This window comes from Verrucomicrobium spinosum DSM 4136 = JCM 18804 (assembly GCF_000172155.1).
Taxonomy (GTDB): domain Bacteria; phylum Verrucomicrobiota; class Verrucomicrobiia; order Verrucomicrobiales; family Verrucomicrobiaceae; genus Verrucomicrobium; species Verrucomicrobium spinosum.
The window spans coordinates 4,081,065-4,105,540 of the sequence record NZ_ABIZ01000001.1 but is presented as its reverse complement, the minus strand read 5'-3'; the positions used below and the strand labels follow the sequence as shown (position 1 = coordinate 4,105,540).

Below are 24,476 nucleotides of genomic sequence, written 5' to 3'. Positions count from 1 at the left end.
ACCATAATTACAAGCGAATTGACCGATTCAGCTTCTAAAAATAATTATTATGAAGATCCGACAGTTCATTGGGACTATAGATTTGGAAAATTCTGGGGCAAGTAGAGACATAAGGAATGTGCCTAACTAAACCTAAGTATCAGGACACCTTAGGCTCTCCCCTTCGTCTGTAAGATTTTCAGTGCCCATTTCTGTCCAACCTGGTGCTAAAATCCTTGTCCTTCGGCCCGTTAGTAGATTTGCTTGTTTGCTTCCTTGCACTGGTCTGGTTTCGTCTGGTCTGGCCGGTTTCCGCTCATCCCTTTTACCTATGCCTATGAAATACTCCCGATTCATTCCGGTGTGGCTCTTTGCCACCTGTGCCACGCTTTCAGCCGCAAACTGGCCTGGGTTCCGCGGCCCCAATCAAGATGGTTCGAGCCCGGAAACCGGCCTGCCGGAAAAGTTCAGCAAGACCGATGGCATCAAGTGGGCGACGGACATGCCCGGTCCCGCTGCCTCCGTGCCAGCAGTGTGGGGAGATCATGTGTTTGTGAGCTCCTCAAACCCGGCCACCCAAAAGCTCATGGCCATGTGCCTGGATGGCAAGACGGGCAAGGTCCGCTGGAGCCACGAAGTGACCGATGGCTACCAGCACGATGACCGCAGCAACCTGGCCTCCCCCTCGCCCTGCACAGACGGGAATCTGGTCTATTTCTTCTACGGGACCAGCGTGCTTGTCGCCTATGACTTCACCGGCAAGGAGGTCTGGAAACGAGACCTTGGCAAGGATTACGGCAATTTCGGCACCCAGTGGACTTACTCCAGCAGCCCGGTTTTAGACAACGAGCGCCTGTACATCCAGGTGCTGCAACGCAATCAGGCCTTTGAATTCCACGGACTTCAGAAAGGGGATCCCAATGGAAAGAACGAGAGCTACATTCTTGCCCTTGAGCCCAAGACGGGGAAGGAAATCTGGCGGCAAGTGCGCCCCAGCGAGGCCCAGGCAGAGTCGCTGGAAGCCTTCAGCACCCCGGTGTTTCACACGCACAACGGCCGTCGGCTCATGTTGATCTCTGGTGGAGACACCCTGACCTGTCATGACGCTGCCTCCGGCAAGGAGCTCTGGCGCATGGTTTCCTACAATCCGTCCCGGATTGGACACTGGCGGCATGTGCCCTCGCCTGTGGCGGGGGACGGGATCGCCCTCCTCTGCGCCCCGAAAAAGGAACCGGTGTACGGCTTGAAGCTGGATGCCACGGGCACCGTGGAGCCTGCCTGGACTTCGGAGAGCAAAGAGGTCAGCAGCGACGTGAGCACGCCGCTTTTCTACCAGGGGAACTTCTACGTGCTGGACAGTGACCGGAAGGCGCTGGCCTGCGTCGAGCCCAAGACTGGCAAGGTGCTCTGGCGGGGGGAGTTCCCCACGCGAGTCAAAATCGAGGCCTCTCCGACAGGCGCTGACGGCAAAATCTATGCCATCGACTTCATGGGCAATGTGTTCGTCGTGAAGGCCGGAACCGCCGGTTTCGAGATCGTGCACCAGGCCACCTTTGGGCAGGAAGGTGCCACGGCCACCAATAATGACAAAATCTGCCGGGCGTGCGTGGTGGTCGCGAACGGCAATCTCTACATTCGCGCTCAGGACCGCCTCTATTGCGTTGGCAAATAACAGGGCAAATCTGGCACTGCGCTTTTCCTTCTCTTGTCTTGTGTGCCTTTGGGGGCGGACGTTATGATTAACGTCCGCCCCATTTTTTTCGCAGACCTCATCCCATCATGAAACACCTGGCTTTCTATTTACTGGCATTGACCGGTGGTCTCGCCCTGCCGGCTGCGGCGTTTGACCGTGTGCTGCCCCCTCCTGCCAAGGAGATTCCCTCAGACCTGCAGGCGTCGCTGCAGCAAGAACTCGCGGCAGTGAGCAGGGAGTTTGAATCAGTTCGTGGACACAACCGGGCCGCTGATGCGGACATTTTTCTCAAGGCCGTGCGATATGCGCTGGAATTCGGTGAATGGTATGACAAGAAGCCGGAGGACGGGGTGAAAAAGGCGCAGGATCAGCTCGCCGAAGCACGTCGTCGCATTGAAGGCCTCAAAAACGACACGACTCCCTGGCTGGAGGGAGCTGGCTCCAAAGTGCTGGGATTCTACTCCAACATTGATGACTCACCCCAACCGTATGGCGTGGATATCCCGGAGGGCCTGGAGTGGGGTCGGGGCAAAAAGGCAGTGCCACTGTGGATATGGCTGCATGGGCGGGGAGATACGGCCACAGACCTGCATTTCATCGCCGGTCGCATGCGCTCCAAAGGCGGCGAATTCCGGCCCAAGAACGCCATTGTCGTGCACCCTTTTGGACGCTTCTGCAACGGCTACAAATCGGCAGGGGAGACGGATGTCTTTGAATGCCGGAGCGATGCCTTGAAGCGATTCAACGGCGATCCCCTCCGGGTGGCGCTGATGGGTTTCAGCATGGGTGGAGCTGGAGCATGGCACATGGGGGCGCACTATGCGGATCAATGGGCTTGTGTGCACGCTGGTGCTGGGTTTGCCGATGTGCAGCGGTACTTGAACCGCGTGCCCGGGAAGAAGCCCGCTGGCTTCTCCGCGCCGTGGTATGAGCAGACTCTGTGGGGAGTCTATGATGTTCCGGACTATGCGCGCAACTTCTTCAACGTCCCGCTCGTCGCCTACAGCGGGGAGAACGACGCCCAGCGGGATACGGCGGAGTACATGGCGGAGGTGCTCGCGGGTCAGGGCTTCCAGTTGCAGCATCTGATCGGTCCAGGCATGGGACACAAGTACGACCCTGCTGTGCGTGACCAAGTGGCTGCCATCGTTGAAAAAGCCGTGGCCGCTGGCCGGAATCTCCAGCCCGATCAAGTGATTTTGCAGTTTCGCTCCGCCCGCTACGCCCGCATGCACTGGCTCCAGGTGGTACAGGTAAAGGAGCCCATGCTGGACACCCGGGTGGAAGCGAGGCTCGACGAGGTGGGCCACACGATCACGGTCACCACCAAGAACGTGGAGTCCTTCGAGATGCTCGTGCCCTGGAAGACTTCAGGCCCCACCCGGACAGTCGTGATTGATGGCGCATCCAGCACCTTTGCAGAGACGCGTGCCTTTCAAGCTGGCCGCGGGCAGACTCAATACTATCTTCTCACCAAGCAGCCGGATGGTTCGTGGAATCTTTCGGGAAAAAGCCGTGCAGATCGTGCCATGGTCAAAAGTGGAGGCACCTGTATCGAGGACGCCCTTCTTAACCGCTTCGTCATCGTGCTGCCTGACAAGCCGGGGCGCAGCCCTGAAGTGGATGCCTGGGTCAAGGCAGAGAGCGAACACTTCATCCGTCGGTGGAAGGAACTCATGCGTGGCGACCCTCTGGTGGCCAAGGCCTCCGACGTAGGCCAGAGCCTTGCCACTCGTGAAAATCTCATCCTCTGGGGGGATGACCTGTCCAACTCCTGCATCGCCCAGCGTCTCTCCGGCCTCCCCGTGAAGTGGTCTGGTGGCGATGTCACGGTGGGCGGGAATCGGTTCAGTTCTGGCAGCCATGTGCCTGTTCTTATTTATCCCGAGGTGCCCTCCGCCCCCGGCCAGGGCATGGTGGTGATCAACTCCGGCCTCACCTTCCGCGAAGCACATGATCGCACGAACTCTCTGCAAAACCCCAAGCTCCCTGACTGGGCAGTGATCGACATCACCACTCCGCCGGATGCGGAGAGGGCAGGGAACGTGGTGGATGCAGGATTCTTCGACGCCAGCTGGAAGGTGGCACCAAGAAACCCATAAACCACAGAGGGCAAAAGATTGGCTGGGAGTGTACAAGGAAACGACCTGAGTGCCCCCATAAAAAAGGCCGCCCGGGATTCGGGCGGCCTTAACTTCTGTTACTTGGAGGAAGGGGTGGTTAATCGTCCGCAGATCACGCTGCGCCACCACTGTCCGGCTCAGGAGCCGCTTCCGACTTCTTCGGCGGGATGTAGAAGGAGGTGACTACCGAGACTGTGAGGATGGCAGTGATGATTGCCAGGGAGATGCCGATCGGCACCTTGTAGAAGTCCACGATGAGCATTTTCACCCCCACGAAGGCGAGGATGGCCGAGAGGCCGTAGTGCAGCATGTGGAACCGGTCCATCACCCCTGAAAGGGCGAAGTACAGGGAGCGCAGGCCGAGAATGGCGAAGACGTTCGAGGTAAAGACAATGAACGGATCGCGAGAGACAGCCAGCACCGCCGGGATGGAATCCACGGCAAAGACCAGGTCACTCCACTCCACGAAGATCAAGACGACAAAGAGAGGCGTCACCATGAGCTTGCCACCCTGGCGGACAAAAAAGTCCTGGCCATGCATGGTTTCACTCACCGGCAAAAGGCGTCTCGTCAGGCGCAGTACGGGATTGGTGGCGGGATCGATCTCCACGTCCTTGGACATCCACATTTTTACACCGCTCACGATCAGGATCACGCCGAAGATATAGAGAATCCAGTGGAAGCGCTCGATCAAAGCGACTCCGGCAAAGATAAACACGGCCCGCATGACCAGAGCACCAAGAATGCCCCAGAACAGCACGCGGTGCTGATAAAGCTGGGGGACCTTGAAGTAGGCGAAGAGCAGGGCAAAGACAAAGACGTTGTCCACGCTTAGAGACTTCTCAAGCACATAGCCAGAGAGGAACTCCAACGAGGCCTGCTGCTGCAGACCTTCAGGGTAGGCACCTACATAGCCCATCGCAATACCCAGACTGAAGAGCAGTGCGAGGGCCACCCAGATGGCCGTCCAGGTTAAGGCCTCGCGGACCTTGACCACGTGCGCCTTCCGGTGGAAGACACCGAGGTCCAAGGCGAGCATGCCGAGAACAAATACGGAGAAGATGAACCACCAAATGGGAGTCATAAGGAGTAGGGAGGGAACGCTAGGGCAGGTTGGTTAGTTTGAGGGTGATTTGTTTATTCGTCGTTGTTCCGGCCAAACAGCAGGGGAGCGATGTGCCACAGCAGGTAGGCGAGAGAGGTGATAAAGGCGGCCACATAGGTCCACGCTGCGGCTCTCAGCACGCGGCTCACGCCCTTGCCTTCATCGGAACCTTCCACCATGCCCATGTCTGCCAGCACCAGTTTGGCACGACGGGAGGCATCAAACTCCACCGGCAGTGTGACGAGGTTGAACAGCATGATCACACCCCACGCGAGGCCCATGATCATCGCGCCAGTGTAGGCGCTCAAGATACCGGTAAACATACCGATCAGCGGCAGCCACATCACGATCTGGCTGGCAAAGTTCGTCACGCCCACCGCGGCCATACGCCAGTGCAGGGGTGCGTACGCCACCTTGTGCTGGATGGCATGCCCCGCTTCATGAGCGGCTACGCCCAGTGAAGACAGGGAATTGCCATAGTAGTTGGCGTTGGAAAGAACGAGACGCTTGTTCGTGGGATCGTAATGGTCCCCCAGCATCTCATCGTGGGGCACGATCTCCACATCGTGGATGCCGGACTCATGCAAGATCCGTGCGGCAGCCTGGGCCCCGGTCACCCCGGAGCGGGCTGGCACCTGGAGGTAGCGGTTGTAAACGCTCTTCACCCGCCACTGCGCCCACAGGGACAGCAGCAGAGTGCCGACAAAAAGTAGAATGGCAGCTAGCATAATAGTGAGTTTCTAGGGTTATCGGGTTGAATTAAGGAAAGGGGTGGGGGCTTTTTAGAGTGGGGTTCTTTTGAGTTCTTGGGGGTTGCATGCCTGACCTTGAGGAAGGAGGCATGCAGGATTAGAGCATAGAGGTGAAACTTTGTTTGATACTTAGTTTCTATATGATACTTAGTTTAAAGTTAACAATACTCCTCCGTCGCAATTCCCATGGACTGGCTCAACTTTCATCACTTGCGCTATTTCTGGTGTACGGCCCGCGAAGGCAGCCTGCGCAAGGCAGCAGAGGAGTTGGGGGTTTCCCAGCCGTCCATCAGTGCCCAAATCCATCAGCTTGAGGAAGCTCTGGGGACCGCCCTATTTCGTAAAAGTGGGAGGGGACAGGTGCTGACCGAAACCGGCAAGGTGGTGTTTGACTATGCCGAGGAGATTTTTTCCCTGGGTCGCGATTTGCTGGGAGCAGTGCAGCATCGCGATGCCAAGCTGGCCCCGTTCCATGTGGGGCTGACCGATACGGTGCCCAAATCCGCAGCGAGTGAGATTTTGAAACCTGTCTTCTTCCTGCCTGAGCCATCACGCATCATCTGCCATGAGGGGAATTTGGGAGATCTGCTACAGCGTCTTGCTGCGCACAAGCTGGACATCATCCTGGCCGATGAGCCTGCCCCCAGCAGCGCAAAGATCAAAGCTCACAATCATTCTCTGGGATCATGTGGGATAACGTTGTGCGCCCCGGCAAAGATCGCCGCAAAGCTGCGGCAGGGCTTTCCCAAGTCCCTGCATGGGGCCCCCGCCTTGCTGCCCACGGAGCACTCCGCCATGCGCCGTCAGGTGGACAAGTGGTTCGAGGAACGCATCCTGCAGCCCAAAATCATCGCTGAGTTCGACGACCCCGCCTTCATGCAGGTGTTCGCACTGGAGGCCCAGGGCTTCTTCCCGTTGCCCTCCGTGGCCGTGGAATCGGCGGTGAAACGCTATGGCTTCCAGGTCATCGCTGAACTGGACGCCATCCAGAGCGAGTTTTTCGCAATTACTGGTGAGCGAAAGCTGCGACATCCTGCTACCATGGCCGTGACGCAAAATGCGCAGCTGCGCCTTTTCGTCAGATCCTGATGGATCACCATTCAGCCAACCCCTTCCTCATACACCATGCAAATCCACATCAGCCCGCGCAATCTGAAGCTTACTGCCGCCATTCACCAGTACACAGCGGAGAGGATCGAGGCCATTGAAAATCTCGGCGAGATCATCGCGACCCATGTGGTCCTCATTCATGATGAGACCACCAAGCCCAAGGAGCGCTTCCGGGTGAAAGCCCACCTCGCCGTGGCAGGGCCGGACATTCATGCCGACGTGGCAGACGCCGATCTCTATGCCGCGCTGGACAAGGCCTCCAGTGTGCTGGCCAGGCAACTGCGCAAACGCAAGACGGCCCTGGTGGACAAGCGCCGCCAAACCACCCAGAAAACCAAGGAGAGGGCCAAAAAGCAGGGATAAGCATTGATGCTGGATTCCTGACGTAGGGTCCGGCATTTTTTGACATTTTCATCGGTTGTGGGCGTTTAACTCGTCCATGACCGGTTCCCGCCTTCTCACGATCCTCGTTGTCTGCCTGCCCTTCCTGGCTGGCGTGACTTACGGCCAATCTGCTGCCACTCCCAAGCCGGCCCCGCCGAATGTGGTGTTGATTGTGTCCGATGACCACCACTGGGGTGACTACGGGTTCATGGGGCACCAAGTGGTCCAGACGCCCCACTTGGACCGGCTTGCGGCGGAGAGCCGTGTCTTCGCGCGAGGTTATGTGCCCTCCAGTCTTTGCTGCCCGAGCCTGGCCACCATCATCTCCGGCCAGTATCCGCACCAGAACTTCATCACCAGCAACGATCCACCCTTGGCGGAGGGCAGGAAACGGGCTGGCATCAAGGATCCAGCCTTTGTGGCAGGCAGGGAGCGGTTCAATCAGCACATGGATCAGCTCGCCACGTTGCCCCGCCTGCTGCAACAGAAGGGGTACGTGAGTTTTCAAACAGGCAAATGGTGGCAGGGGAGTTTTGCCCGTGGAGGATTCACCCACGGCATGACCCGCGGGGATCGCCATGGTGATGACGGCCTCAAGATCGGGCGCGAAGGGCTCCAGCCGATCTATGACTTCGTCAATCAGGCCGTGGCGGACAAGAAGCCCTTCCTGGCATGGTACGCCCCGCTCCTGCCTCACGATCCCCACACGCCCCCGGATCGTCTGCTGGCCAAGTACAAGGACAAGACGCCTTCCATCCATGTGGCCCGCTACTGGGCCATGGTAGAGTGGTTTGATGAAACTTGTGGTGAGCTCATGGGCTTCCTAAAGGAAAAGGGGCTCACAGAAAACACCATCGTCATCTATGTGGCAGACAATGGCTGGATTCAGAATCCAGAGGCGCCCAAGTATGCCCCGCGCTCCAAACAGAGCCAGTATGATGGTGGGCTGCGTACGCCAATCATGGTGCGCTGGCCGGGGAAAGTGAAGCCTGGCAAAGAGACAACACTGGCCAGCTCAGTGGACATCGCCCCGACGGTGCTCAAGGCAGTGGGAATGACACCCCCGTTGGAGATGACTGGACTCAACCTGCTGGATGATGCTGCCCTCGCGGCGAGGAAATCGATCACAGGTGAGATCTTCACCCACAACTCGGTGGATCTGGAGAAGCCATCAGCCAGTCTGCGCTGGCGGTGGATCATCGATGGAGGCTACAAGCTAATCGTGCCGGATTCCCGCAATGAGCCGACCGAAAAGCCGGAGCTGTACCTCATCGAAACCGACCCCAACGAGCAGACGAATCTGGCTTCTGCGGAAGCGGCGGTGGTGGAGGCTCTGACCAAGAAGCTCGATGCCTGGTGGGATCCGAGCAAGCCTTGATCCCTACCTTCGAGGAATCCGAGCCATCCTTGCTTGACGTCTGGCACGATTGCCGTTTTTAAACGGGAGTCTCATGGATGCCGCATTCTCTCTTCTCGATCTTCACGGTGCTGACGTGGAACCCTGGCTGGATGGCCTGGGGGAACTCCGCATCAGCGTCTTTCGCGAGTATCCCTACCTGTACGATGGCACGCTGGAGTATGAGCGGGAGTACCTGAGGACCTATGTGAATACCCCAGACAGTCTGGTGGTGCTGGTGGTGGACGCTGCAAAGCAGGTCGTGGGTGCGACCACCTGTCTTCCGCTGAGGGACGAGGGGCCGGAGTTCCAGGCTCCGTTTCTCTCGGCGGGCTATGAAGTGAACTCCGTCTGTTACTTTGGGGAGAGCATTCTGCTGCCGCAATGGCGCGGCCAAGGGCTCGGGAAGGAGTTTTTCAAGCGGCGCGTGGCCCATGCTCAAAAACTCGGGTGCAAGTGGTCCGCCTTCTGCGCGGTGGACCGCATGGCAGAGCATCCTTCGCGTCCACCCGGCTACCGTGTTCTGGACGATTTCTGGGTGTCACAGGGCTATCAGAAGCACCCGGAACTGCAGGCCACCTTTGTGTGGAAGGAGATCGGCGAAGAATCCGAGTCTCCCAAAACGCTCACTTTCTGGCTCAAAGATCTCTCATGAACATCGACCTCCGGACCTGGGATGTGGGAGCCGTCGTCAGCTCGCCGAAGGGTTGTGTGCAGCACATGGTGGAGATGGTTCAATCCAGTTGGGCAAATGGGGCAGATGTGGTCCTGTTTCCGGAATACTCCTGGATGTGCCTGGAGAGATTTGTTCCCGACGCGGACAAGCTGGCAGGGGTGGCGGCGCTCTTTTGGAAGACGCTTTGGCCTGAGCTTCAGCAGCGGCTGTCGGCTCCAGGAAAAGCGGTGGTGTTCGGTACTGCTCCCTGGATCGCTGAGGATGGATCCATGCGCAACCGGGCTCCCATTCTCTGTGAAGGGACGCCGACTTATCAGGACAAGGTCTTCCTCACACCTTGGGAGACTGGGTTCACCGGCGGGCGGGAGGTCCGGCTGTTCACGTTGCGGGGCTTTACGCTAGCCGTAGTCATCTGTCTGGATATTGAGATTCCGGAACTCTCTGCCGCTCTCCGTGGCAAAGGGGTGGACGCGATACTCGTGCCCAGCGCTACGGAAAGCCTCATGGGGGTGGACCGCATCGGGCGCTGCGCTTCTGCCCGGGCGGTGGAGTTGGGCTGTTATGTGGGCATTGCCCACCTGGTGGGCAAGACGGTCTCTGAACTGGTGGACGATAATATGGGGCGTCTGGGCTGGTTCGCTCCCGCTCAACTCCCGTTTGCCAATCTAGACCGGGAGCACTGCACGCCTGTGTTTCATGAGGGCTTTGAGCAACTCCGGGTTCATCTCGACAAACGGTTGCTCGAGAAAATGCGCGCCCGCACGCTGGAGACAAATCCCGCCCTTTTGAGCATGGAAGTTGGCGAGGAGCTGCAAATCCTACGTCCAGAGTGATCACGCTGCCCGAACCCGCAGGAAAATGGGGCACAGGGTCCCCATATCATTCCATTCCTGCCATGAAAGCTCTACTGGAAGAATTCAAGTCCTTCGTCATGAAGGGCAATGTGATTGACCTCGCCGTGGGCGTCTTGATCGGCACCGCCTTTGGTGAGGTGGTGAAAAAGTTCACTGAAGGCATCATCAACCCCTTGCTAGGTGCCTTCGGCGGCACCCCCCAGATCGGTCTGCAGATCTGGGTGTTGAATGTCGGGCTGGTTCTCTCCGCCCTGATGGGCTTCCTCATTACCGCTGCCATCCTGTTCTTCATCTTTGTAAAGCCGATGAACAAGCTTCGGGATATCACCATGAAAAAGGCGGAGACCAGTGCAGTGCCCCCACCCATGCCTGAGGATGTGAAGCTGCTCATGGAGATCCGTGACCTGCTCAAGTCGCAAAGAGGTGAGCCGATCCCAGCGAAGATCCCCGCTGGGACGGAGGGAGTCTGAGTGGGAGTTTTTCGTAGATAGCTTTGGCGGGTTGATTCGTTATCATGCGCTCATGACCGCACGAAAGTTCCTCCCAATCCTGGGGTTGCTGGTGCTCGGTGCGCTGGCAACGGCCTCCCCGGCCGCTGCCGCCTCCAAGCAGCCCAACATCCTTTTCATCTTCTCTGACGACCATGCCTATCAGGCCATCAGTGCCTACAAGGACAGCCGCAAGCTCATCGAGACCCCGGGCCTCGATCGCATCGCCAAGGAGGGCATGCTCTTCCAGCGCTGTGTGGTGCCCAACTCCATCTGTGGCCCGAGCCGGGCGGTGGTGCTGACGGGCAAATACAATCACCTCAACGGGTTCCTCAACAACAGCAACTCCGTCTTTGACGGCAGTCAGCAGACCTTTCCCAAGCTGCTTCAGGGAGCAGGGTATCAGACTGCGATTGTGGGCAAGTGGCACCTCATGTCTGACCCCACCGGTTTTGACTACTGGCAGATCCTTCCCGGGCAGGGCATCTACTACAACCCACCGATGATCGACAACGGCAAGCCCGTGAAACACGAGGGCTATGTGACAGACATCATCACGGACCTTACTCTGGACTGGCTCAAGAATCGCGACAAGAACAAGCCTTTCCTGATGATGTGCCAGCACAAAGCACCGCATCGCGAGTGGGACCCCGCGCTGCGCCATCTGGGCCATGACGGGGATAGGAAATACCCGGAGCCCGAGACCCTGTTCGATGACTATGAGAACCGCGGCGTGGCAGAGCGTGACCAGGACATGACGCTGGAGAAGACCTTCACGCCGAAGGATGCAAAATTGGTAGCCCCAGCCAGCATGACGCCGGAACAAAAGGCGAAATGGGACGCCTACTACGGCCCCCGGAATGCAGAGTTCGAGAAGTCAAAACCCACGGGTAAAGACCTCGTGCGCTGGCGGTACCAGCGCTACATGCACGACTATCTGGGCTGCGTGAAAGCCGTGGATGAAGGCGTTGCCAGGTTGCTGAAGTATCTGGATGACGAGGGGCTCGCGGAGGACACGATCGTCGTCTATTCCGCAGACCAGGGCTTCTACCTGGGTGAACATGGCTGGTTCGACAAGCGCTGGATCTTTGAAGAGTCCTTAAGGGCGCCTCTCATGGTGCGCTGGCCAGGAGTCGCCAAGGCAGGGGTGGAGAATGAGAACATCGTGTCCAACCTGGACTTTGCCGAGACCTTCCTGGAAGCCGCCGGGGTGTCCGTTCCCGCAGACATGCAGGGCAAAAGCCTGGTGCCTCTGCTCAAGGGGGAGACACCCAGCGACTGGCGGAAGAGCTTCTACTACCACTACTACGAGTTTCCCCAGCCTCACCGTGTGCGCCCTCACTATGGTGTGGTGACTGACCAGTACAAGCTGGTGCACTTTTATGCGCCGGATGTGGACTACTGGGAGCTGTTTGACCGCAAGGCGGACCCTCAGGAGATGAGAAGCTTCTACGGGAACCCGGACTACACGAAGATCACGGAGGAACTGAAAGGGGAGCTGAGCCGCCTGCGCACGGAACTGAAGGTGCCAGAGAAAGAGGAGCCCTGGTTCTACGGCGGTCGGAAGCCTGGCCAGGGACCGCGAGGGCAGGGGCAGGGACAAGGACAGGAGAAAAGGAAACTACCGCAGGCAGCAGAGCCTGCTGCTCCTGCGAAGTAGGTGGAATCGAATGCTTGCGGCCGCGCCTGATGCATCCATGTCTGGCGTGGCCATCGCAGGAGGAAGCTGTTCGTAGGACAAACTTTAGTTTGCTCAGTATGCGTGATCTCTGATTGCCTGAGCAAACTAAAGTTTGTCCTACGAACAGAGCCTCGCTGGCCTCATTGGGAGTTGCTCGGACTTACTAGTGGGCAGCCGGATAAGGAGCCCTGCGGCAGCGCATAAAGTAGTCAGAGCTTTAGCTCGGTATTCGACGATGGGAGTCGCGCAACTGACGCACTAAAGTGCTGGACTACTTTCAGCTTTCGCCACGGCAATCGAGGTCCGCCCAGATAATGGAGGTGTCACAACTGAATTCGTCATGACATCCAACAGCGACTCCACCATGCATCTGAGCCCCCCACCACCCGCGACATCCGCCGTCATCCGTACCCGTTCCCCCCGCACGCTGTGTGCGTTGGGAGATGAGGTGCAGCTCCATCTGACAGGGGCCGATACGGACGGTCAGTACTCCATGTTCACCGTCATCACCGCACCCGGTGGCGGGCCGCCTACCCATGTCCACGACAACGAAGACGAGTGGTTCCATGTGATCGAAGGCAAGGTAGGCTTCTTCAGCGGCGGGGCTTGGACAGAAGTCGGCCCCGGCGGATCCGCCTACCTGCCTCGCGGCGTCGCCCACACCTTTAAGAATTTGGGAGACGCTCCTTCACGGATGCTGGTGCACACCGCACCCGCCGGGTTTGAGGACTTCTTTGCTGAGCTGGCAGACGTCTGCGCCGGTGCCGAAGCTCCGGACATGGAGCAAGTCGTGGCCGTCTCAGCACGGCACGGCATTCACTATGTGCAGTAGGGACCACTGCGGTAGGCAGGCGGCTGACGCTAGTCGTCCCTGCCACCTTCCTCGGCACAATCTTGGCAATGCTCCGTGCCGTCTTCACGGCTGATGATCTGGGCCACGGGCAATCGGTCTCCGCAATCGTCACAGGTTCGGAAGTAGCGCCGGTCTGCTACCGCCATCATTCGGGCCCGCTCCACGGCTGTGGCCAGGGAGAGCTTGGGCAGGGCTGCAGCCAGCGACCAGCGCGAGAAGGGGACTTCGCCATCCTCATCCGCAGGTTCCTCCACCCTGACCTCGATCATGATGCGAGCGGGAGTTACGCGAACGCGCACATAGTTCTGGATGAGCTGAGCCTCGGTCATTCGCAGAAAGTTTCATCGGCTTGGTCCGCCTTGCAAGGGTGGGCGTAGGTGGCATAATGAACACTCCCTCTATATTGTGACCGCGCCCCTCACGCTCTCCCTCCCAGAAGCCCGCCGTTTCCATTGCAAGGCTGTGCTACTCAGTGCCAGGGTTCCCGACGTGGCAGCCGCGCTGCGCCACCACGGTTACATCCAGATTGACCCCATCAATGTCTGTGGCCGCATGCAAGATCTCATCCTGCGCAACCGCGTGCAGGGCTACCGGGAGGGGGATCTCTTTCGCTTCCTTCACGGTTCTGAAAAAGCCCGGCTGCCGACGGAGGAAAGGCAGGCGTTCGAGCATCATCTTCCTCACACTCACATCCTCGTGGCTCTGCCGCTGGAGGCATGGCCGTATCTGCTGGCGACCATGCGCCATCGCACGGGGACGGACAGCACCTGGTCTGGGAAACTGGATGATCGTGAATCCAAGCTGGCCGGGAGGATCCTCGCCGAGATGGCTGAGCGGGGCCCCCTGGCTTCCGATGATGTGGACGATGATCAACGCTCCCACCACGGCTGGGGCAGCCAGGCCACGCTGGCCAAGGCCACTCTGCAGAAGCTCTTCTTCCATGGTCGCGTCATGATCGCCCGGCGCGAGGGCATCCGTCGCCTCTATGACCTTACAGAACGGGTCATCCCGTCGTCAGTCCTGAGCCAGTCCGAGCCGGATGCGGTGGCGATCAGGCGCTGGTCTGTCCTGCAGAAGCTCCGGCAACGGCGGCTTGTGCCGCTCACCAGGCAGGAAGTGCCAGTCGTGGAAGATCTGGTGCAACCCATCAAGGTGGCGGATGGCCCGCTCTGGTATTGCCTGCGGGAGGATTTGCCCCTGCTCGAAAGCCTGGACGAAGGGGACCGCCTTCCCACCCTGCTGGCTCCACTGGATCCCCTGATCTATGACCGGAAGGTGACCCGGCAGCTCTGGGACTTCGACTACACCTGGGAAGTTTACACGCCCGCTGTGAAGCGGGTACGAGGGTATTACGCCCTGCCGCTGCTCTCCAATCTGGAGATCGCCGGGCATGTGGACCCGAAGGCGAACCGGCAGGAGCGCCGGTTGGAAGTGATGAATCGCACTGTCCGCCGCGGCCACAAAGCTTCTGGAGCCGTCAAAGAGCTGGCGAAGTTTCTCGGACTGAAAACCTCGTAGGCAGGTGAGCTGCTACCCGCCCGCCAGCTCCGCATGCGATCCATCGCAGTAAGGCGGGGTTTTGGTGTGCTTGCAGTTGCACAGGCATACCACCGTGGGCTTGTCCACGACGATCTTTTGGGGTGGCAGGCCGGTCCCCTTGTGGCTGCCATCGCAGAAGGGTTGGTGACCGGAAAGGCCGCAGGAGCACCACCAATGCACGCCGGGCTCCAGCTCGACGGTGCGGTGCTTGGTGTCACAGATGCGGGGTGCTTCCACGAACCCAGCATACCTTAAATGGGGAGGGGCGTCTAGGCGATGAGTTCCTTGATGACGCTGCCTCCGAACTGCGAGAGTTGCTTGAACCGTCCCGCGTGGAAGTAGGTGAGCTTGTTGTCATCCAGCCCCAGGAGCCGTAGCAGCGTCACGTGGAGGTCGCGCACATGGTGGACGCAATCGACAGCCTGGGCACCGGTTTCGTCCGTGGCTCCGATGGTGTGTCCAGCTCGCACCCCGCCGCCCGCCATCCAGACGGTCATGGCCTTGGGGTTGTGATCGCGCCCATACGAAGTGCCGCCGCGCACGCCGTTGTCCGGACTGCGGCCAAACTCGCCGCACCACACCACCAGCGTGTCTTCCAGCAGGCCCCGTTGTTTCAGGTCTGCCAGCAGTCCCGCGATGGGACGGTCCACCGCCCGGATCAGATTGCCATGGGCGCGCTCGATGTAGTCGTGTGAATCCCAGGTGCCGGCATACACCTGCACAAAGCGCACCCCTTGCTCCACCAGCTTGCGGGCAAGGAGGCACTTGCGGCCAAAGGCGTCTGTGGGAACGCTGCCGATTCCGTACATCTCCTGCGTCTGGGCATTCTCCTTGCTGATGTCCAGCACGCCTGGTACCTGTATCTGCATGCGAAATGCCAGCTCGTAGTTCTCCATGCGGGCGGCCAGCTCATCGTGCCAGGGGTGTTCCGCTTGATGCCGCTGGTTCAAGGCCTCCAGCAGATCCAGATTGGCGCGTTGATGCTCTGCCGTGATGCCCGGTGCGGGCTGGAGATCCAGAATGGGGGAGCCGCGGGCGCGCAGGGGCGTGCCTTGAAAGTTGGCTGGCAAATAGCCGTTGCTCCAGTTCGCAGCGCCGCCCTGTGGATAGGAAACCTCCGGCAGCACAATGAACCCGGGCAGGTCCTGGTTCACCGAGCCCAGCCCATACGTCACCCAACCGCCGATGCCGGGATCTCCGCCAAAGCGGTTTCCCGTGTTCATCTGGTACATGGCCGTCGGGTGGTTCACGGAGTCAACCTGACAGCCGCGGTAGAAGCAGAGGTCATCCGCGTGATGCCGCAGATGCTCCCACTGGTCGCACATGTCGGCACCGCTCTCACCGTATCTGGCGAAGCCGAACGGGCTCTGCACGTAGTACCTCTTCCCGCCGGACATGGCCGACTGTTGCACATCGTTGCGCACGAATTCCTTCAGATGCAGCCGCTTGAGCTCGGGCTTGGGATCAAAGGTGTCGATGTGGGACGGACCGCCCTCCATCATCAGAAAGATGCAGCGTCGTGCCCGTGCGGGCAGGTGCGCTGCCTTGGGCGCGAGCGGCGGAGCAGAGGAGCTCTCTGCCGCAAGCGCCTGCGTCAGAGCCACGCTGCCAATGCTCGCCCCGAGGCTATAGACAAACTCCCGCCGAGTCGGCGCCCACACTGCCCGGTGACCGGCACAGGAGAAGGGAGTGGGCGGGGTGGACATGGCTGATGAAGCGGGTCGGCGTCAGGACACAAGGGAAACGACGCCGCAGAGCCAATCTGGACAGGAAATGAAGAAAGCCGCGGACTTCCACCCCCTGCATGAGCGCCTAAGGCGTGCCTTGGGCGGTTTTGACCGAGGCCGCCATTTGGGTGATGGCTTGTTCCTCCACGTCGTCCAGTTGACTGAAGAGCGGCCCATCCCGCAGATCGAAGGACCGTCGCGGGCGGCCATCCGGGGCCTTGCGGGCGTCGCCCTGGTGGAAGCACCATCCGCCTGCGCCTGCCCGCACCGCCCCTTCCAGATCGATGAGGAAGTCCTTCACCTCGGGGGAGAATCCGTAGCCCCGCCGGAACGGCTCCTGATGCATCACCGGCAGCTCTTTCCCGAGTTTGAGCGTCGCAGCCCGCCATTCCTTGGTCCGGGACTCGGTTTCGGCCGGGGAGTTGCTTTCGCGAGGACGATGCGGGCTGAGGAAGTCCACCTTCACCTGTTGGGAGTAGGCCTGGAGATCGTCTGCGGAAAAGTCGCCGGCAAACGAGGCAGTGAGCAGACGACCTGGATCGATGGATCGTGAGATGCCTGCTAACGCCACCAGCTCATCATAACTACAGAAGCGCTTGTCGGTCAGGTTTCGTTCGTTGCTGAGGTCCAGGTACCAGTTCTTCCAGCTCTTGAGTTCACTCACCAGCGTACGTACCGCTTCCGCATGCGCCTCGTGTTTCTGCAGCTTGGCGGGTCCAGTCACGCTGTTGCCCCGGGAGAGGCTTACGTCCACGACCATGCCGCGGGCATCGCAGTCGGTCAGAAGCGCTTTCAGCCGATCCAGATACGGCTGCCGGGCCTTGCCCGTCTTGGGATGCACGGCGGAGATATCGTTGTCAAAGGATGCCCAAGTGGCCCACATCCGGATCCAATTGAAGCCGAGGCGCTGCAGTTCGTCCAAGTCCGATTTCCAGGTGCCGTCCTGAGCTCCCAATGCCGCGTAGTAGCTGCAACCGAGCAGGAAGGTGGGCTTCCCATTCAACGTGAACTGTGGCCCCGTGATGCCCAAGGTGGTCTTTGGGATGATGGCTGGGGAGGCCGGGCCATCGCAACCAGCCAATCCCAGAAGGGAAGTTCCTGACAGGGCAAGAAAGTCGCGACGGGTGGGTGACGGCGTGGCCATGGGCTGGTGGAGGGACGAATACAAACGGCCCGGGAATTGTCGAAGGGAAATGCAGGAACCTACAAGGCAATTCGAAGCTCGTGGCTGCACTTGTGAACGTGCGGAAAGGTGGCGCGGCCCTGCGGGGTGGGCAGCACGTCATGAGCCCCAAGCAGCCTGACCAGATTCTTACGAACCCAGCGACAACTGAGGATCATTGCAGGGCAATTCGAAGTTCGTAGCTGCACTTGTGAAACTGCGGAGGGTGGCGCGGCCCTGCGGGGTGAGCGGCACGTCATGGGCAACAAGCGGACTGACCAGGTTCTTACGAACCCAGCCACAACTGAGGATCATTGCAGGGCAATTCGAAGTTCGTAGCTGCACTTGTGAAAGTGCGGAGGGTGGCGCGGCCCTGCGGGGTGAGCAGCACGTCATGGGCGACAAGCGGCCTGACCAGGTTCTTACGAACCCAGCCACGACTGAGGATCATTGCAGGGCAATTCGAAGTTCGTAGCTGCACTTGTGAAAGTGCGGAGGGTGGCGCGGCCCTGCGGGGTGAGCAGCACGTCATGGGCGACAAGCGGCCTGACCAGGTTCTTACGAACCCAGCCACGACTGAGGATCATTGCAGGGCAATTCGAAGCTCGTAGCTGCACTTGTGAAAGTGGGGAAGGTGGCGCGGCCCTGCGGGGTGAACAGCACGTCATGGGCCACAAGCGGCCTGACCAAGTTCTTACGAACCCAGCCACAAGTGACTTTTTGCCCCCTCCCTCAGGCTGCCCGGCTCCTGCCTGTCACTTCCTTGAACCGCTCCTCGTACTTCTCATGGTTCGTCCCCATGAGGCGGTCCCAGACGTTGAAATACAGACCATAGTTCCCGCGGTAGTACTCATGGTGCATGACATGATTCGTCGGAGTGTTCATGAACCGGCCAAACCACGTATCCAGCCACCAGCGGGGATAGAACTCGAACCCGGTGTGACCAGCCACGTTGAAAGCAATCTGCCATACCAGAAAGATGAAGAACGCGAGGGGATGCACGGGCATCACCAGCACCGAGAGCGGGAAGATGCCCACCTGGATGGCAGCCTCCAGCGGGCCAAAGGAGTATGCGGCCCAGGGCGAGGGATTGTTGGACTGGTGATGCACCCGGTGAAACCAGCGGTAGAGCCGCGGATGATGCATGAGCCGGTGGGTCCAGTAGAAGTAGGCATCGTGTAGCACAATGATGCAGAAAATGCTGGCCACAAACCAGCCCCACCCAAACTTGGGGATGCGGCCATACATGTGCGTCCACCCCTGCTTGGCCATCCAGATCGTGAGGGTGCCCACGATGCCGTAGATCACCACCGTGAGCACTGAGTAACCCATCTCACGGCGCACATCTGCCGAAGTGGGCAGGCGGGCAATGATCTTGCGGTGAAACCAGCGACGCCGGAACAGCACATACGCCAACAGCCACGCGAAGCCGGCGAAGAGGAGATACCGGAGCCCGTTCTCCATGGCGATGCCAGTGATGGCCCTGAAGAAGTCGTGCGGGGTTTTCATGGCAGGGGGAAAGGGGAACCGGCGTTCCGTCCTGCACCCACCTCCTCAAAGCCCTCTCAGTACACGAACGCAAACTCGTTGGAATTAAAGAGCACCAAGGCCACTTCTGCAAGCCCGCGCAGTTTTGCATCCATCTCGCCCGGGACAAGGTCCGGCTGATAGTCCGCAGAGACATGCAACCGCTCCGTGAAGGTGAACTTCTCTCCTGTATTCTCCTCCACGGCCTCTCGAACCACCTCGGTGGGAAGCACCTGCCGCGGCAGAGTCAGCCCCTCATGTCGTCGGGTCATGTTCCCCCAGTGCACCAGACACTTCTGCTGTTCCTGCTCGGTGGGAGGGCGACCACAGGTATGCAGAAAGAGCGCGGAGATGACCTGGGCATCCGCAATCCCATCCCGAAGAATACGGCGTGCCAGTTGCAGGCCGCGGTCGAACGTGGCGGCACTGTTAAAGAGGCTGAACACCTGAGGCGTGACGTTGGACGCATCCCTGGCTTCACACGAAAACTCCGGTATGGGCTCGTTAAACACCTCCATGAAAGGGTCCCGCAGACCATGCAGCTTCAGCACATAGATGGAGCGACGATGCCGCTGCGCGGGCAGGGGATTCAGCTGCCAGGCCGGGGCGAAGGTGCCCATCACCTGCCGCGGCTGTAGCGCGGCCTCCATATTGATCTCAGGCCGGGCAGGAATGCCGCCGATCGTGGGATTCAACTCTCCCGAGACGAGGAGCATGGCGTCGCGAATCTCCTCCGCGGCGAGCCGCCTGGGTTGAAAGGCGGCGTAGCTCACGCCATGAGGATCCTGCTGCTTGAGCCGTTCCGGGTGGGGGTGCCTGGCGCTGCGCCGATACGCCTCACTCATCATGATCACGCGATGCATCGCTTTGATCGACCATCCTTCTTTGACGAGACGATTCGCCAGCCAGTCCAACAGTTCGGGATGCGTCGGTTTCTTCCCTGTGGCACCAAAGTTGTTGGGATTGCCTGCGATAGGTCGCCCAAAGTGCCACTGCCAGAGGCGGTTCACAATGCTGCGGGTCGTGAGGGGATTGTCCGCGGAGGCGATCCAGTCCGCCAACGCCAGACGCCGCCCTTCGATGCCCTCCGGGATGACCGCGCTGCGTCCTCCCAGGGCACTCAGCGTACCGGGTTTCACTGGCGTTTTGGGCGAAAAGGGATCCCCGCCCGCCAAGATCGCGGTGATTTCCAGTTCCCCATCCTCCAGCCTTGCCGCAGGCACCCGCAGCGGGGCGTTCACGGACTTAAGCGCTGGCGTTCGCCCCGCATAGACGGCGAAGGCATAGGGCTCATACCGCTCCATCTCCCAGCGCAGGCGCTCCAGTCCCTTCCGTGCGATGCGTTCATGACCGTAGTCCTCCACGTTGAACCCGAGGTTTTTTGGCGGATACTCAGCCTCCGGCACGCCCTGTTTCAGCAGGGCATTGCGCGCGGCGTCAAAGAGGCCGAAAAACTCCCTGCGTGCATTCGCCCGGGTGTCCGGTTGGCGGGTCCGGATCTTCGCCAGGGCGGCATCCCAAGCACTGCGGTCCAGGCTCTTTTCCTTGAACCAGGCTCCGGCCGCCTTGAGCGAGACTCCATCGAGGCGGCGCAGACTGGCCAGGTGTTCTGCCCGGCGCATCTCCAGATACTTGATTTCCTCAAACCCACGGGTGTTCTCTGCCGGAAGGAAGGGCGCCTCCCGCTCGGAGAGCTGCGTGGTGGCGAAGCAGGCCTGCATGGCGTAGTAGTCCTGCGTCGGTATGGGATCGAACTTGTGGTCATGGCACCTCGCGCATTGCAGGGTGTGCCCCAGGAATGCCTGTCCCACGATGTCCGTCACGTCATCCAGGAAGCGTTGACGCGCCACCTTCGGCACCTCCATGCCGGTCAGCTCCCAGGGGCCCATGCGCAGGAATCCCGTGGCGATCAGCCTTTCCGATTCAGGTGTCTTGGTCCGGTCTGACGGGAGTTCATCTCCCGCGATCTGCTCCCGGATGAACTGGTCATACGGTTTGTCCTCATTGAATGCCCGGATGACGTAGTCGCGGTACCGCCAGGTGTTGCCGCGCTCGTAGTCGTTGGCAAAGCCGGAGGAGTCTGCATAGCGCACCACATCCAGCCAGTGACGCGCCCAGTGCTCTCCATAGTGGGGACTGGCCAGGAGCCGATCCACGAGTCTTGCAAATGCCTCCTCCTCGGAGACAGGGTCTGCAAGGAATTGCGCCACCTCCTGCGGAGTCGGTGGCAGTCCGGTGAGGTCAAACGTCGCCCTGCGGATCAGCGTTCTCCGGTCCGCCAGAGGTCCCGCTTCCACCCCGAGTTCCTTCATCTTGGCGCCGATGAGGCGATCAATGGAACGTCCGCTTTCTGGTCCTTCGTCTTTGAGCACGCCACGAATCGGCGCATACGCCCACAGATCCTCCGGCTTGTAGGGTCGGTTCGTCCAGTCGTCCGACAGTCCGCCGCTGGTGGTCACTTTGACACCCGTCTCTCCGGTGGCGGCAGCTTTGGGGGCGCGGGCCTGTTCCTCCGTGATTTCAGCGATCCTCCCGGCATCCGGCCAGATTCCGCCGTCCAGGATCCAGTGTTTGATGATCTCCACCTGCGCCTCAGAGAGCTTGTCATTCTCCTTCGGCGGCATGGCCAGGCTGGAGTCGGTGCGGGTCACAGAGATGTAGAGCACGCTCTCCTCCGGCTTGCCCGGCACAACGGGATTCTTCTCACTGTCACCGCCGGAGAAGAACCTCTCCGGCGTCCGCATGTCGAACCCGCCCTTGAATTTCTTCGGGTCGTCCCCGTGGCAGGCGAGGCACTTCTCCTTGAAGAGCGGCAGCACTTTTAACACGAAATGCTTCTCTGCCTCCGGCTCTGCCGCCATCAATCCACCTCCCGTGGAGACTGCCGCCGTCATCAGCGCCCAGAAGTGCTTGTGAGATCGCATCGAGGAAACAATTAATCCAAAATCTCGCTTCCAAAATCCAAAATGATCCGCCTACTCCGGCTTGGAGGCTTCGTAGATCTTCTTCAGCTCATCGCCAGCGAGTGCGATCTGATAGATGGCAAACTCGTCCATGCATCCATTGAGGTTCCGCACGGGGAACTGGTGGTCCTGGAGGGGGAGGCCCCAGTTGCCCAGCTCACAGGCACCATAGACGATCTTGCGCCCCGGCTGGTAGAGCGGCGAGACCTCCCGGCTCACTTCCTTGCCGTCCACAAACTGGATCGCTTCACCGCTGCAGTTGTCATAGGTGACCGCGAGCTGGTGCCAGCGGCCGATGTTGGAGCGGTTGAACACGACTGGCGAGTAGTGCACCTGATTGCGCTTCACATCGGGGTGCTCCTCATCCGGATAGGCGATGGAGAACATGAGCCTCCCATCCTGGGTGATCTGCCAGTGGGGCTCACCGGCATCATAGCCATCGGTCAGGAGCAGGGCATTGAACTTGCGGTCCAGCCCGTCCACCTTCACCCAGCAGGTGAGAGTGAGTGCCTCGTACTCGCCGTCGATGCGGAGACGTACCCGATCCCCAGGACGCTTGAATTCCAGGGCATCCTTCATGGGCCAGCGGCCCTGGGTCCACCGGGCCCCTACCACGCCGCCGTTGCGGTCAGGATTGCACGGATTGCAGCCGTTGCCGATCATGCGCTGCCATTTACCCTGGCGCTCGAACGGGAAATAGACCACGAGCCGCTCGTCGCTGCTGATGTCCTTTTTCCATGTAGCCCAGGCATCATACCGGGCTTTGGCCCGGGTGGCGGTGATCGCGTCCAGACGCTCCATGCCCATGAAGTCATCAGGGCGCACGCCGGGTAGCGGGGCGACTTTGTTGCCTTCCTTATAGAGGCCCATGCCCTCTTTCAGGCTGATGAGTTCTTGATTGTTCGGGTGGGCTTCCACCTCTCCTTCGAAGACGTGCACCTCGGAGCTCAGGTCTTCCGGGTTCACTTGCACACCGAACTCCGTGCCCAGATCCACCAGTTTCATGCCCGGGGCATGGAGCAGGAAGCCGCGAGCAGGCGGGGGCACGCGCACGCGCACTTTTCCAGAGTGGCAGATAGCTTCCCACGGGGAAATAATCTCCAGCTCAGCGTCTCCCTCCATGAGGAGCGTGGCCCCGCTGAAAAACTCGACTTGGGCAAAGCCGCAGGCCAGTTTCAGCATCCCGGAGTTCACCGTGTCCCCGGTGCGCCGGCTGTTGTCGTCATCCAGCCACTCAGCATTCACCACATGGGTGAGGATGGCGCAGCCGCGATTCGTTTCTTCCCGCACCAGATCCTTGCTCAGCGCATGGCGGCCCCCCCAGAGGAAGGTGCCTGCGGAGAGCAGTACTGCCAGTGATGCAGCCGCGGCCCAAGAAATCCAGTACTTCTTGGCCCGGGTCTTCGTACTCTGCCCCGGAAAGGGCATGACCGCCGCCTCTCCCTCGCCCTCGTGGTCAGGCAGACCTTCCGGATTCCAGGCCTTCAGGTCGGCCGTGACGCTGGCGTTCTCGCGCAGCACCTGCTCCAGGTTTACCTCCTCGCGCAGCATCCGCCGTACCTCGCTGCAATCGCGCAGCATCGTCTGCAAGAGGTCAAAGTCAGCCGGCGTGATGCCACCGCTGAGCCACTCACCGATGAGGCGGCTCGCCTCGGGAAGTTGCCCCGGATTGCACCCCCCACCGTTACCTGTGTTACCGTTTCCAGAAGTTGACATGGTGAATCAGGTCGCAGCCTCCGCCTGCATCTGTTTCTCCGCGCACTGCAGCAGGGCTGCCCGCATACGCTGGATGGTTTTGTAGAAGGCCTGCGCGCTCTTGCCCGCCTGTGCGGCCACCTCGTGGAACTTCACACCCGGCTGGTAAGCCAGCTGGAGGAGCTCCTTCTGGCGGGAGTCGAGCTTCTCCAGGCACTTGCCCAGAGCGGAACGGTGGCGCTCCAGGGAGTCCACTTCTTCCAGACTCTCCTCAGCCAGCAGGTCCAGGATTTCGTCGTTGAAGACCAGACGGTCCCGGGATTGCTTCCGCAGGTGCTTCAGTGCCTCGAATCGGGCAATCGCTGCCGCCCAAGCCATGAAATTCGTGTCCGGATCGAACTGCGAGAACTTCCGCCAAGCCACCAGACTGGTCTCCTGCATCACCTCATCCACGTCATCCCAATCGCGTACCAAGGTCCTCAGGAAGCCCCGGAGCCGCCCTTCGTGGTGCACAAAAAGGCGAACGAACGTCTCGTAGTGTTCGGGTGGGGCAGGGGCGGGAGGGGTGGACATGGAACGAGCGATTGGGCACAGAACAGGACGCCGAAAAGTAACCGCCAGATATTGGAATTTTGGACGGGAAACGAGGATGGCGGCTAATATAAGGATCAAGCAAACCGCGTGGAACTTCAAGGATGGATGGATTGCGCACCATTCAGTGCGTCACCGCCGCGGCCAGTCCGAGTCCGTTTTTGGAGGCTCGTTGAGA

The 24,476-nt window shown here is 60.0% G+C and carries 22 protein-coding genes; 11 read left to right on the top strand and 11 right to left on the bottom strand.

Annotated features, from left to right (window positions below):
- The first annotated feature begins 316 nt into the window (after positions 1 to 316).
- On the top strand, positions 317 to 1,651 hold the full coding sequence (locus VSP_RS16610; protein ID WP_009962070.1) for an outer membrane protein assembly factor BamB family protein: 1,335 nt from the start codon (positions 317 to 319) through the stop codon (positions 1,649 to 1,651).
- Positions 1,652 to 1,758: 107 nt separating this feature from the next.
- Positions 1,759 to 3,774 carry an alpha/beta fold hydrolase gene (locus VSP_RS16605; protein WP_009962069.1) on the top strand — a complete coding sequence of 672 codons (2,016 nt, stop codon included), beginning with the start codon at positions 1,759 to 1,761 and terminating at the stop codon, positions 3,772 to 3,774.
- A 133-nt stretch (positions 3,775 to 3,907) separates the two neighbouring features.
- Here VSP_RS16605 and VSP_RS35850 read toward each other — a convergent pair whose 3' ends face one another.
- A complete protein-coding gene (locus VSP_RS35850; protein WP_009962068.1) occupies positions 3,908 to 4,879 on the bottom strand; it encodes a TerC family protein in 972 nt (323 codons plus the stop codon).
- A 53-nt stretch (positions 4,880 to 4,932) separates the two neighbouring features.
- Positions 4,933 to 5,628, bottom strand: a complete 696-nt coding sequence (locus VSP_RS16595; protein WP_009962067.1) for a zinc metallopeptidase — start codon at positions 5,626 to 5,628, stop codon at positions 4,933 to 4,935.
- A gap of 210 nt (positions 5,629 to 5,838) precedes the next feature.
- Here VSP_RS16595 and VSP_RS16590 point away from each other — a divergent pair, with 210 nt between their 5' ends.
- The 8 genes from VSP_RS16590 to VSP_RS35840 all read left to right on the top strand — a co-directional run bounded on the left by VSP_RS16590 (position 5,839) and on the right by VSP_RS35840 (position 13,073).
- A complete protein-coding gene (locus VSP_RS16590; RefSeq protein ID WP_009962066.1) occupies positions 5,839 to 6,741 on the top strand; it encodes a LysR family transcriptional regulator in 903 nt (300 codons plus the stop codon).
- Positions 6,742 to 6,777: 36 nt separating this feature from the next.
- Positions 6,778 to 7,125 (top strand): ribosome hibernation-promoting factor, HPF/YfiA family, encoded by a 348-nt coding sequence (gene hpf, locus VSP_RS16585; RefSeq protein ID WP_009962064.1) that lies wholly within the window; start codon positions 6,778 to 6,780, stop codon positions 7,123 to 7,125.
- A 76-nt stretch (positions 7,126 to 7,201) separates the two neighbouring features.
- Positions 7,202 to 8,524, top strand: a complete 1,323-nt coding sequence (locus VSP_RS16580) for a sulfatase family protein (protein ID WP_009962063.1) — start codon at positions 7,202 to 7,204, stop codon at positions 8,522 to 8,524.
- Positions 8,525 to 8,597: 73 nt separating this feature from the next.
- Positions 8,598 to 9,197, top strand: a complete 600-nt coding sequence (locus tag VSP_RS16575; protein WP_009962062.1) for a GNAT family N-acetyltransferase — start codon at positions 8,598 to 8,600, stop codon at positions 9,195 to 9,197.
- Positions 9,194 to 10,051 carry a nitrilase-related carbon-nitrogen hydrolase gene (locus tag VSP_RS39575; RefSeq protein WP_009962061.1) on the top strand — a complete coding sequence of 286 codons (858 nt, stop codon included), beginning with the start codon at positions 9,194 to 9,196 and terminating at the stop codon, positions 10,049 to 10,051. Before VSP_RS16575 ends, VSP_RS39575 begins: the two co-directional genes overlap by 4 nt.
- Before the next feature lie 62 nt (positions 10,052 to 10,113).
- Complete coding sequence (gene mscL, locus VSP_RS16565; RefSeq protein ID WP_009962060.1) at positions 10,114 to 10,542, top strand: large conductance mechanosensitive channel protein MscL; 429 nt, start codon at positions 10,114 to 10,116, stop codon at positions 10,540 to 10,542.
- Positions 10,543 to 10,594: 52 nt separating this feature from the next.
- Positions 10,595 to 12,220 (top strand): sulfatase family protein, encoded by a 1,626-nt coding sequence (locus tag VSP_RS16560; RefSeq protein WP_009962059.1) that lies wholly within the window; start codon positions 10,595 to 10,597, stop codon positions 12,218 to 12,220.
- A gap of 361 nt (positions 12,221 to 12,581) precedes the next feature.
- A complete protein-coding gene (locus VSP_RS35840) occupies positions 12,582 to 13,073 on the top strand; it encodes a cupin domain-containing protein (protein WP_009962058.1) in 492 nt (163 codons plus the stop codon).
- Between the two features lie 29 nt (positions 13,074 to 13,102).
- On the opposite strand, the gene VSP_RS16550 is transcribed toward VSP_RS35840, so the two are convergent.
- On the bottom strand, positions 13,103 to 13,423 hold the full coding sequence (locus VSP_RS16550; RefSeq protein ID WP_009962057.1) for a hypothetical protein: 321 nt from the start codon (positions 13,421 to 13,423) through the stop codon (positions 13,103 to 13,105).
- Between the two features lie 76 nt (positions 13,424 to 13,499).
- On the opposite strand from VSP_RS16550, the gene VSP_RS16545 reads away from it, so the two are divergent.
- Positions 13,500 to 14,612 carry a DNA glycosylase AlkZ-like family protein gene (locus tag VSP_RS16545; RefSeq protein ID WP_009962056.1) on the top strand — a complete coding sequence of 371 codons (1,113 nt, stop codon included), beginning with the start codon at positions 13,500 to 13,502 and terminating at the stop codon, positions 14,610 to 14,612.
- Positions 14,613 to 14,624: 12 nt separating this feature from the next.
- On the opposite strand, the gene VSP_RS16540 is transcribed toward VSP_RS16545, so the two are convergent.
- The 8 genes from VSP_RS16540 to VSP_RS16505 all read right to left on the bottom strand — a co-directional run bounded on the left by VSP_RS16540 (position 14,625) and on the right by VSP_RS16505 (position 24,280).
- Positions 14,625 to 14,870 carry a CDGSH iron-sulfur domain-containing protein gene (locus VSP_RS16540; protein WP_009962055.1) on the bottom strand — a complete coding sequence of 82 codons (246 nt, stop codon included), beginning with the start codon at positions 14,868 to 14,870 and terminating at the stop codon, positions 14,625 to 14,627.
- Positions 14,871 to 14,902: 32 nt separating this feature from the next.
- Positions 14,903 to 16,339 carry a DUF1501 domain-containing protein gene (locus tag VSP_RS16535; protein ID WP_009962053.1) on the bottom strand — a complete coding sequence of 479 codons (1,437 nt, stop codon included), beginning with the start codon at positions 16,337 to 16,339 and terminating at the stop codon, positions 14,903 to 14,905.
- A 106-nt stretch (positions 16,340 to 16,445) separates the two neighbouring features.
- On the bottom strand, positions 16,446 to 17,504 hold the full coding sequence (locus tag VSP_RS16530; protein WP_009962052.1) for a cellulase family glycosylhydrolase: 1,059 nt from the start codon (positions 17,502 to 17,504) through the stop codon (positions 16,446 to 16,448).
- A 304-nt stretch (positions 17,505 to 17,808) separates the two neighbouring features.
- Entirely contained in the window at positions 17,809 to 17,973 is a 165-nt protein-coding gene (locus VSP_RS43075; RefSeq protein WP_009962050.1) for a hypothetical protein, read from the bottom strand.
- A gap of 281 nt (positions 17,974 to 18,254) precedes the next feature.
- A complete protein-coding gene (locus VSP_RS16520) occupies positions 18,255 to 19,031 on the bottom strand; it encodes a sterol desaturase family protein (protein WP_009962049.1) in 777 nt (258 codons plus the stop codon).
- Between the two features lie 56 nt (positions 19,032 to 19,087).
- The gene (locus VSP_RS16515; protein WP_009962048.1) at positions 19,088 to 21,973 is read right to left on the bottom strand and encodes a PSD1 and planctomycete cytochrome C domain-containing protein; all 2,886 of its coding nucleotides are present in this window, start codon (positions 21,971 to 21,973) and stop codon (positions 19,088 to 19,090) included.
- 51 nt (positions 21,974 to 22,024) lie between these two features.
- Entirely contained in the window at positions 22,025 to 23,728 is a 1,704-nt protein-coding gene (locus VSP_RS16510) for a LamG-like jellyroll fold domain-containing protein (protein WP_009962047.1), read from the bottom strand.
- A 6-nt stretch (positions 23,729 to 23,734) separates the two neighbouring features.
- Positions 23,735 to 24,280, bottom strand: a complete 546-nt coding sequence (locus tag VSP_RS16505; RefSeq protein WP_009962046.1) for a sigma-70 family RNA polymerase sigma factor — start codon at positions 24,278 to 24,280, stop codon at positions 23,735 to 23,737.
- Positions 24,281 to 24,476 lie beyond the last annotated feature (196 nt).

Coding starts and splice junctions, on each gene's coding strand:
- VSP_RS16510 (WP_009962047.1), bottom strand. CDS start 23,728: ATGTCAACTTCTGGAAACGGTAACACAGGTAACGGTGGGGGGTGCAAT.
- VSP_RS16590 (WP_009962066.1), top strand. CDS start 5,839: ATGGACTGGCTCAACTTTCATCACTTGCGCTATTTCTGGTGTACGGCC.
- VSP_RS35850 (WP_009962068.1), bottom strand. CDS start 4,879: ATGACTCCCATTTGGTGGTTCATCTTCTCCGTATTTGTTCTCGGCATG.
- VSP_RS43075 (WP_009962050.1), bottom strand. CDS start 17,973: ATGATCCTCAGTCGTGGCTGGGTTCGTAAGAACCTGGTCAGGCCGCTT.
- VSP_RS16605 (WP_009962069.1), top strand. CDS start 1,759: ATGAAACACCTGGCTTTCTATTTACTGGCATTGACCGGTGGTCTCGCC.
- VSP_RS16515 (WP_009962048.1), bottom strand. CDS start 21,973: ATGCGATCTCACAAGCACTTCTGGGCGCTGATGACGGCGGCAGTCTCC.
- VSP_RS16530 (WP_009962052.1), bottom strand. CDS start 17,504: ATGGCCACGCCGTCACCCACCCGTCGCGACTTTCTTGCCCTGTCAGGA.
- VSP_RS16595 (WP_009962067.1), bottom strand. CDS start 5,628: ATGCTAGCTGCCATTCTACTTTTTGTCGGCACTCTGCTGCTGTCCCTG.
- VSP_RS16575 (WP_009962062.1), top strand. CDS start 8,598: ATGGATGCCGCATTCTCTCTTCTCGATCTTCACGGTGCTGACGTGGAA.
- mscL (WP_009962060.1), top strand. CDS start 10,114: ATGAAAGCTCTACTGGAAGAATTCAAGTCCTTCGTCATGAAGGGCAAT.
- hpf (WP_009962064.1), top strand. CDS start 6,778: ATGCAAATCCACATCAGCCCGCGCAATCTGAAGCTTACTGCCGCCATT.
- VSP_RS16560 (WP_009962059.1), top strand. CDS start 10,595: ATGACCGCACGAAAGTTCCTCCCAATCCTGGGGTTGCTGGTGCTCGGT.
- VSP_RS16520 (WP_009962049.1), bottom strand. CDS start 19,031: ATGAAAACCCCGCACGACTTCTTCAGGGCCATCACTGGCATCGCCATG.
- VSP_RS39575 (WP_009962061.1), top strand. CDS start 9,194: ATGAACATCGACCTCCGGACCTGGGATGTGGGAGCCGTCGTCAGCTCG.
- VSP_RS16535 (WP_009962053.1), bottom strand. CDS start 16,339: ATGTCCACCCCGCCCACTCCCTTCTCCTGTGCCGGTCACCGGGCAGTG.
- VSP_RS16505 (WP_009962046.1), bottom strand. CDS start 24,280: ATGTCCACCCCTCCCGCCCCTGCCCCACCCGAACACTACGAGACGTTC.
- VSP_RS16550 (WP_009962057.1), bottom strand. CDS start 13,423: ATGACCGAGGCTCAGCTCATCCAGAACTATGTGCGCGTTCGCGTAACT.
- VSP_RS16610 (WP_009962070.1), top strand. CDS start 317: ATGAAATACTCCCGATTCATTCCGGTGTGGCTCTTTGCCACCTGTGCC.
- VSP_RS16580 (WP_009962063.1), top strand. CDS start 7,202: ATGACCGGTTCCCGCCTTCTCACGATCCTCGTTGTCTGCCTGCCCTTC.
- VSP_RS35840 (WP_009962058.1), top strand. CDS start 12,582: ATGACATCCAACAGCGACTCCACCATGCATCTGAGCCCCCCACCACCC.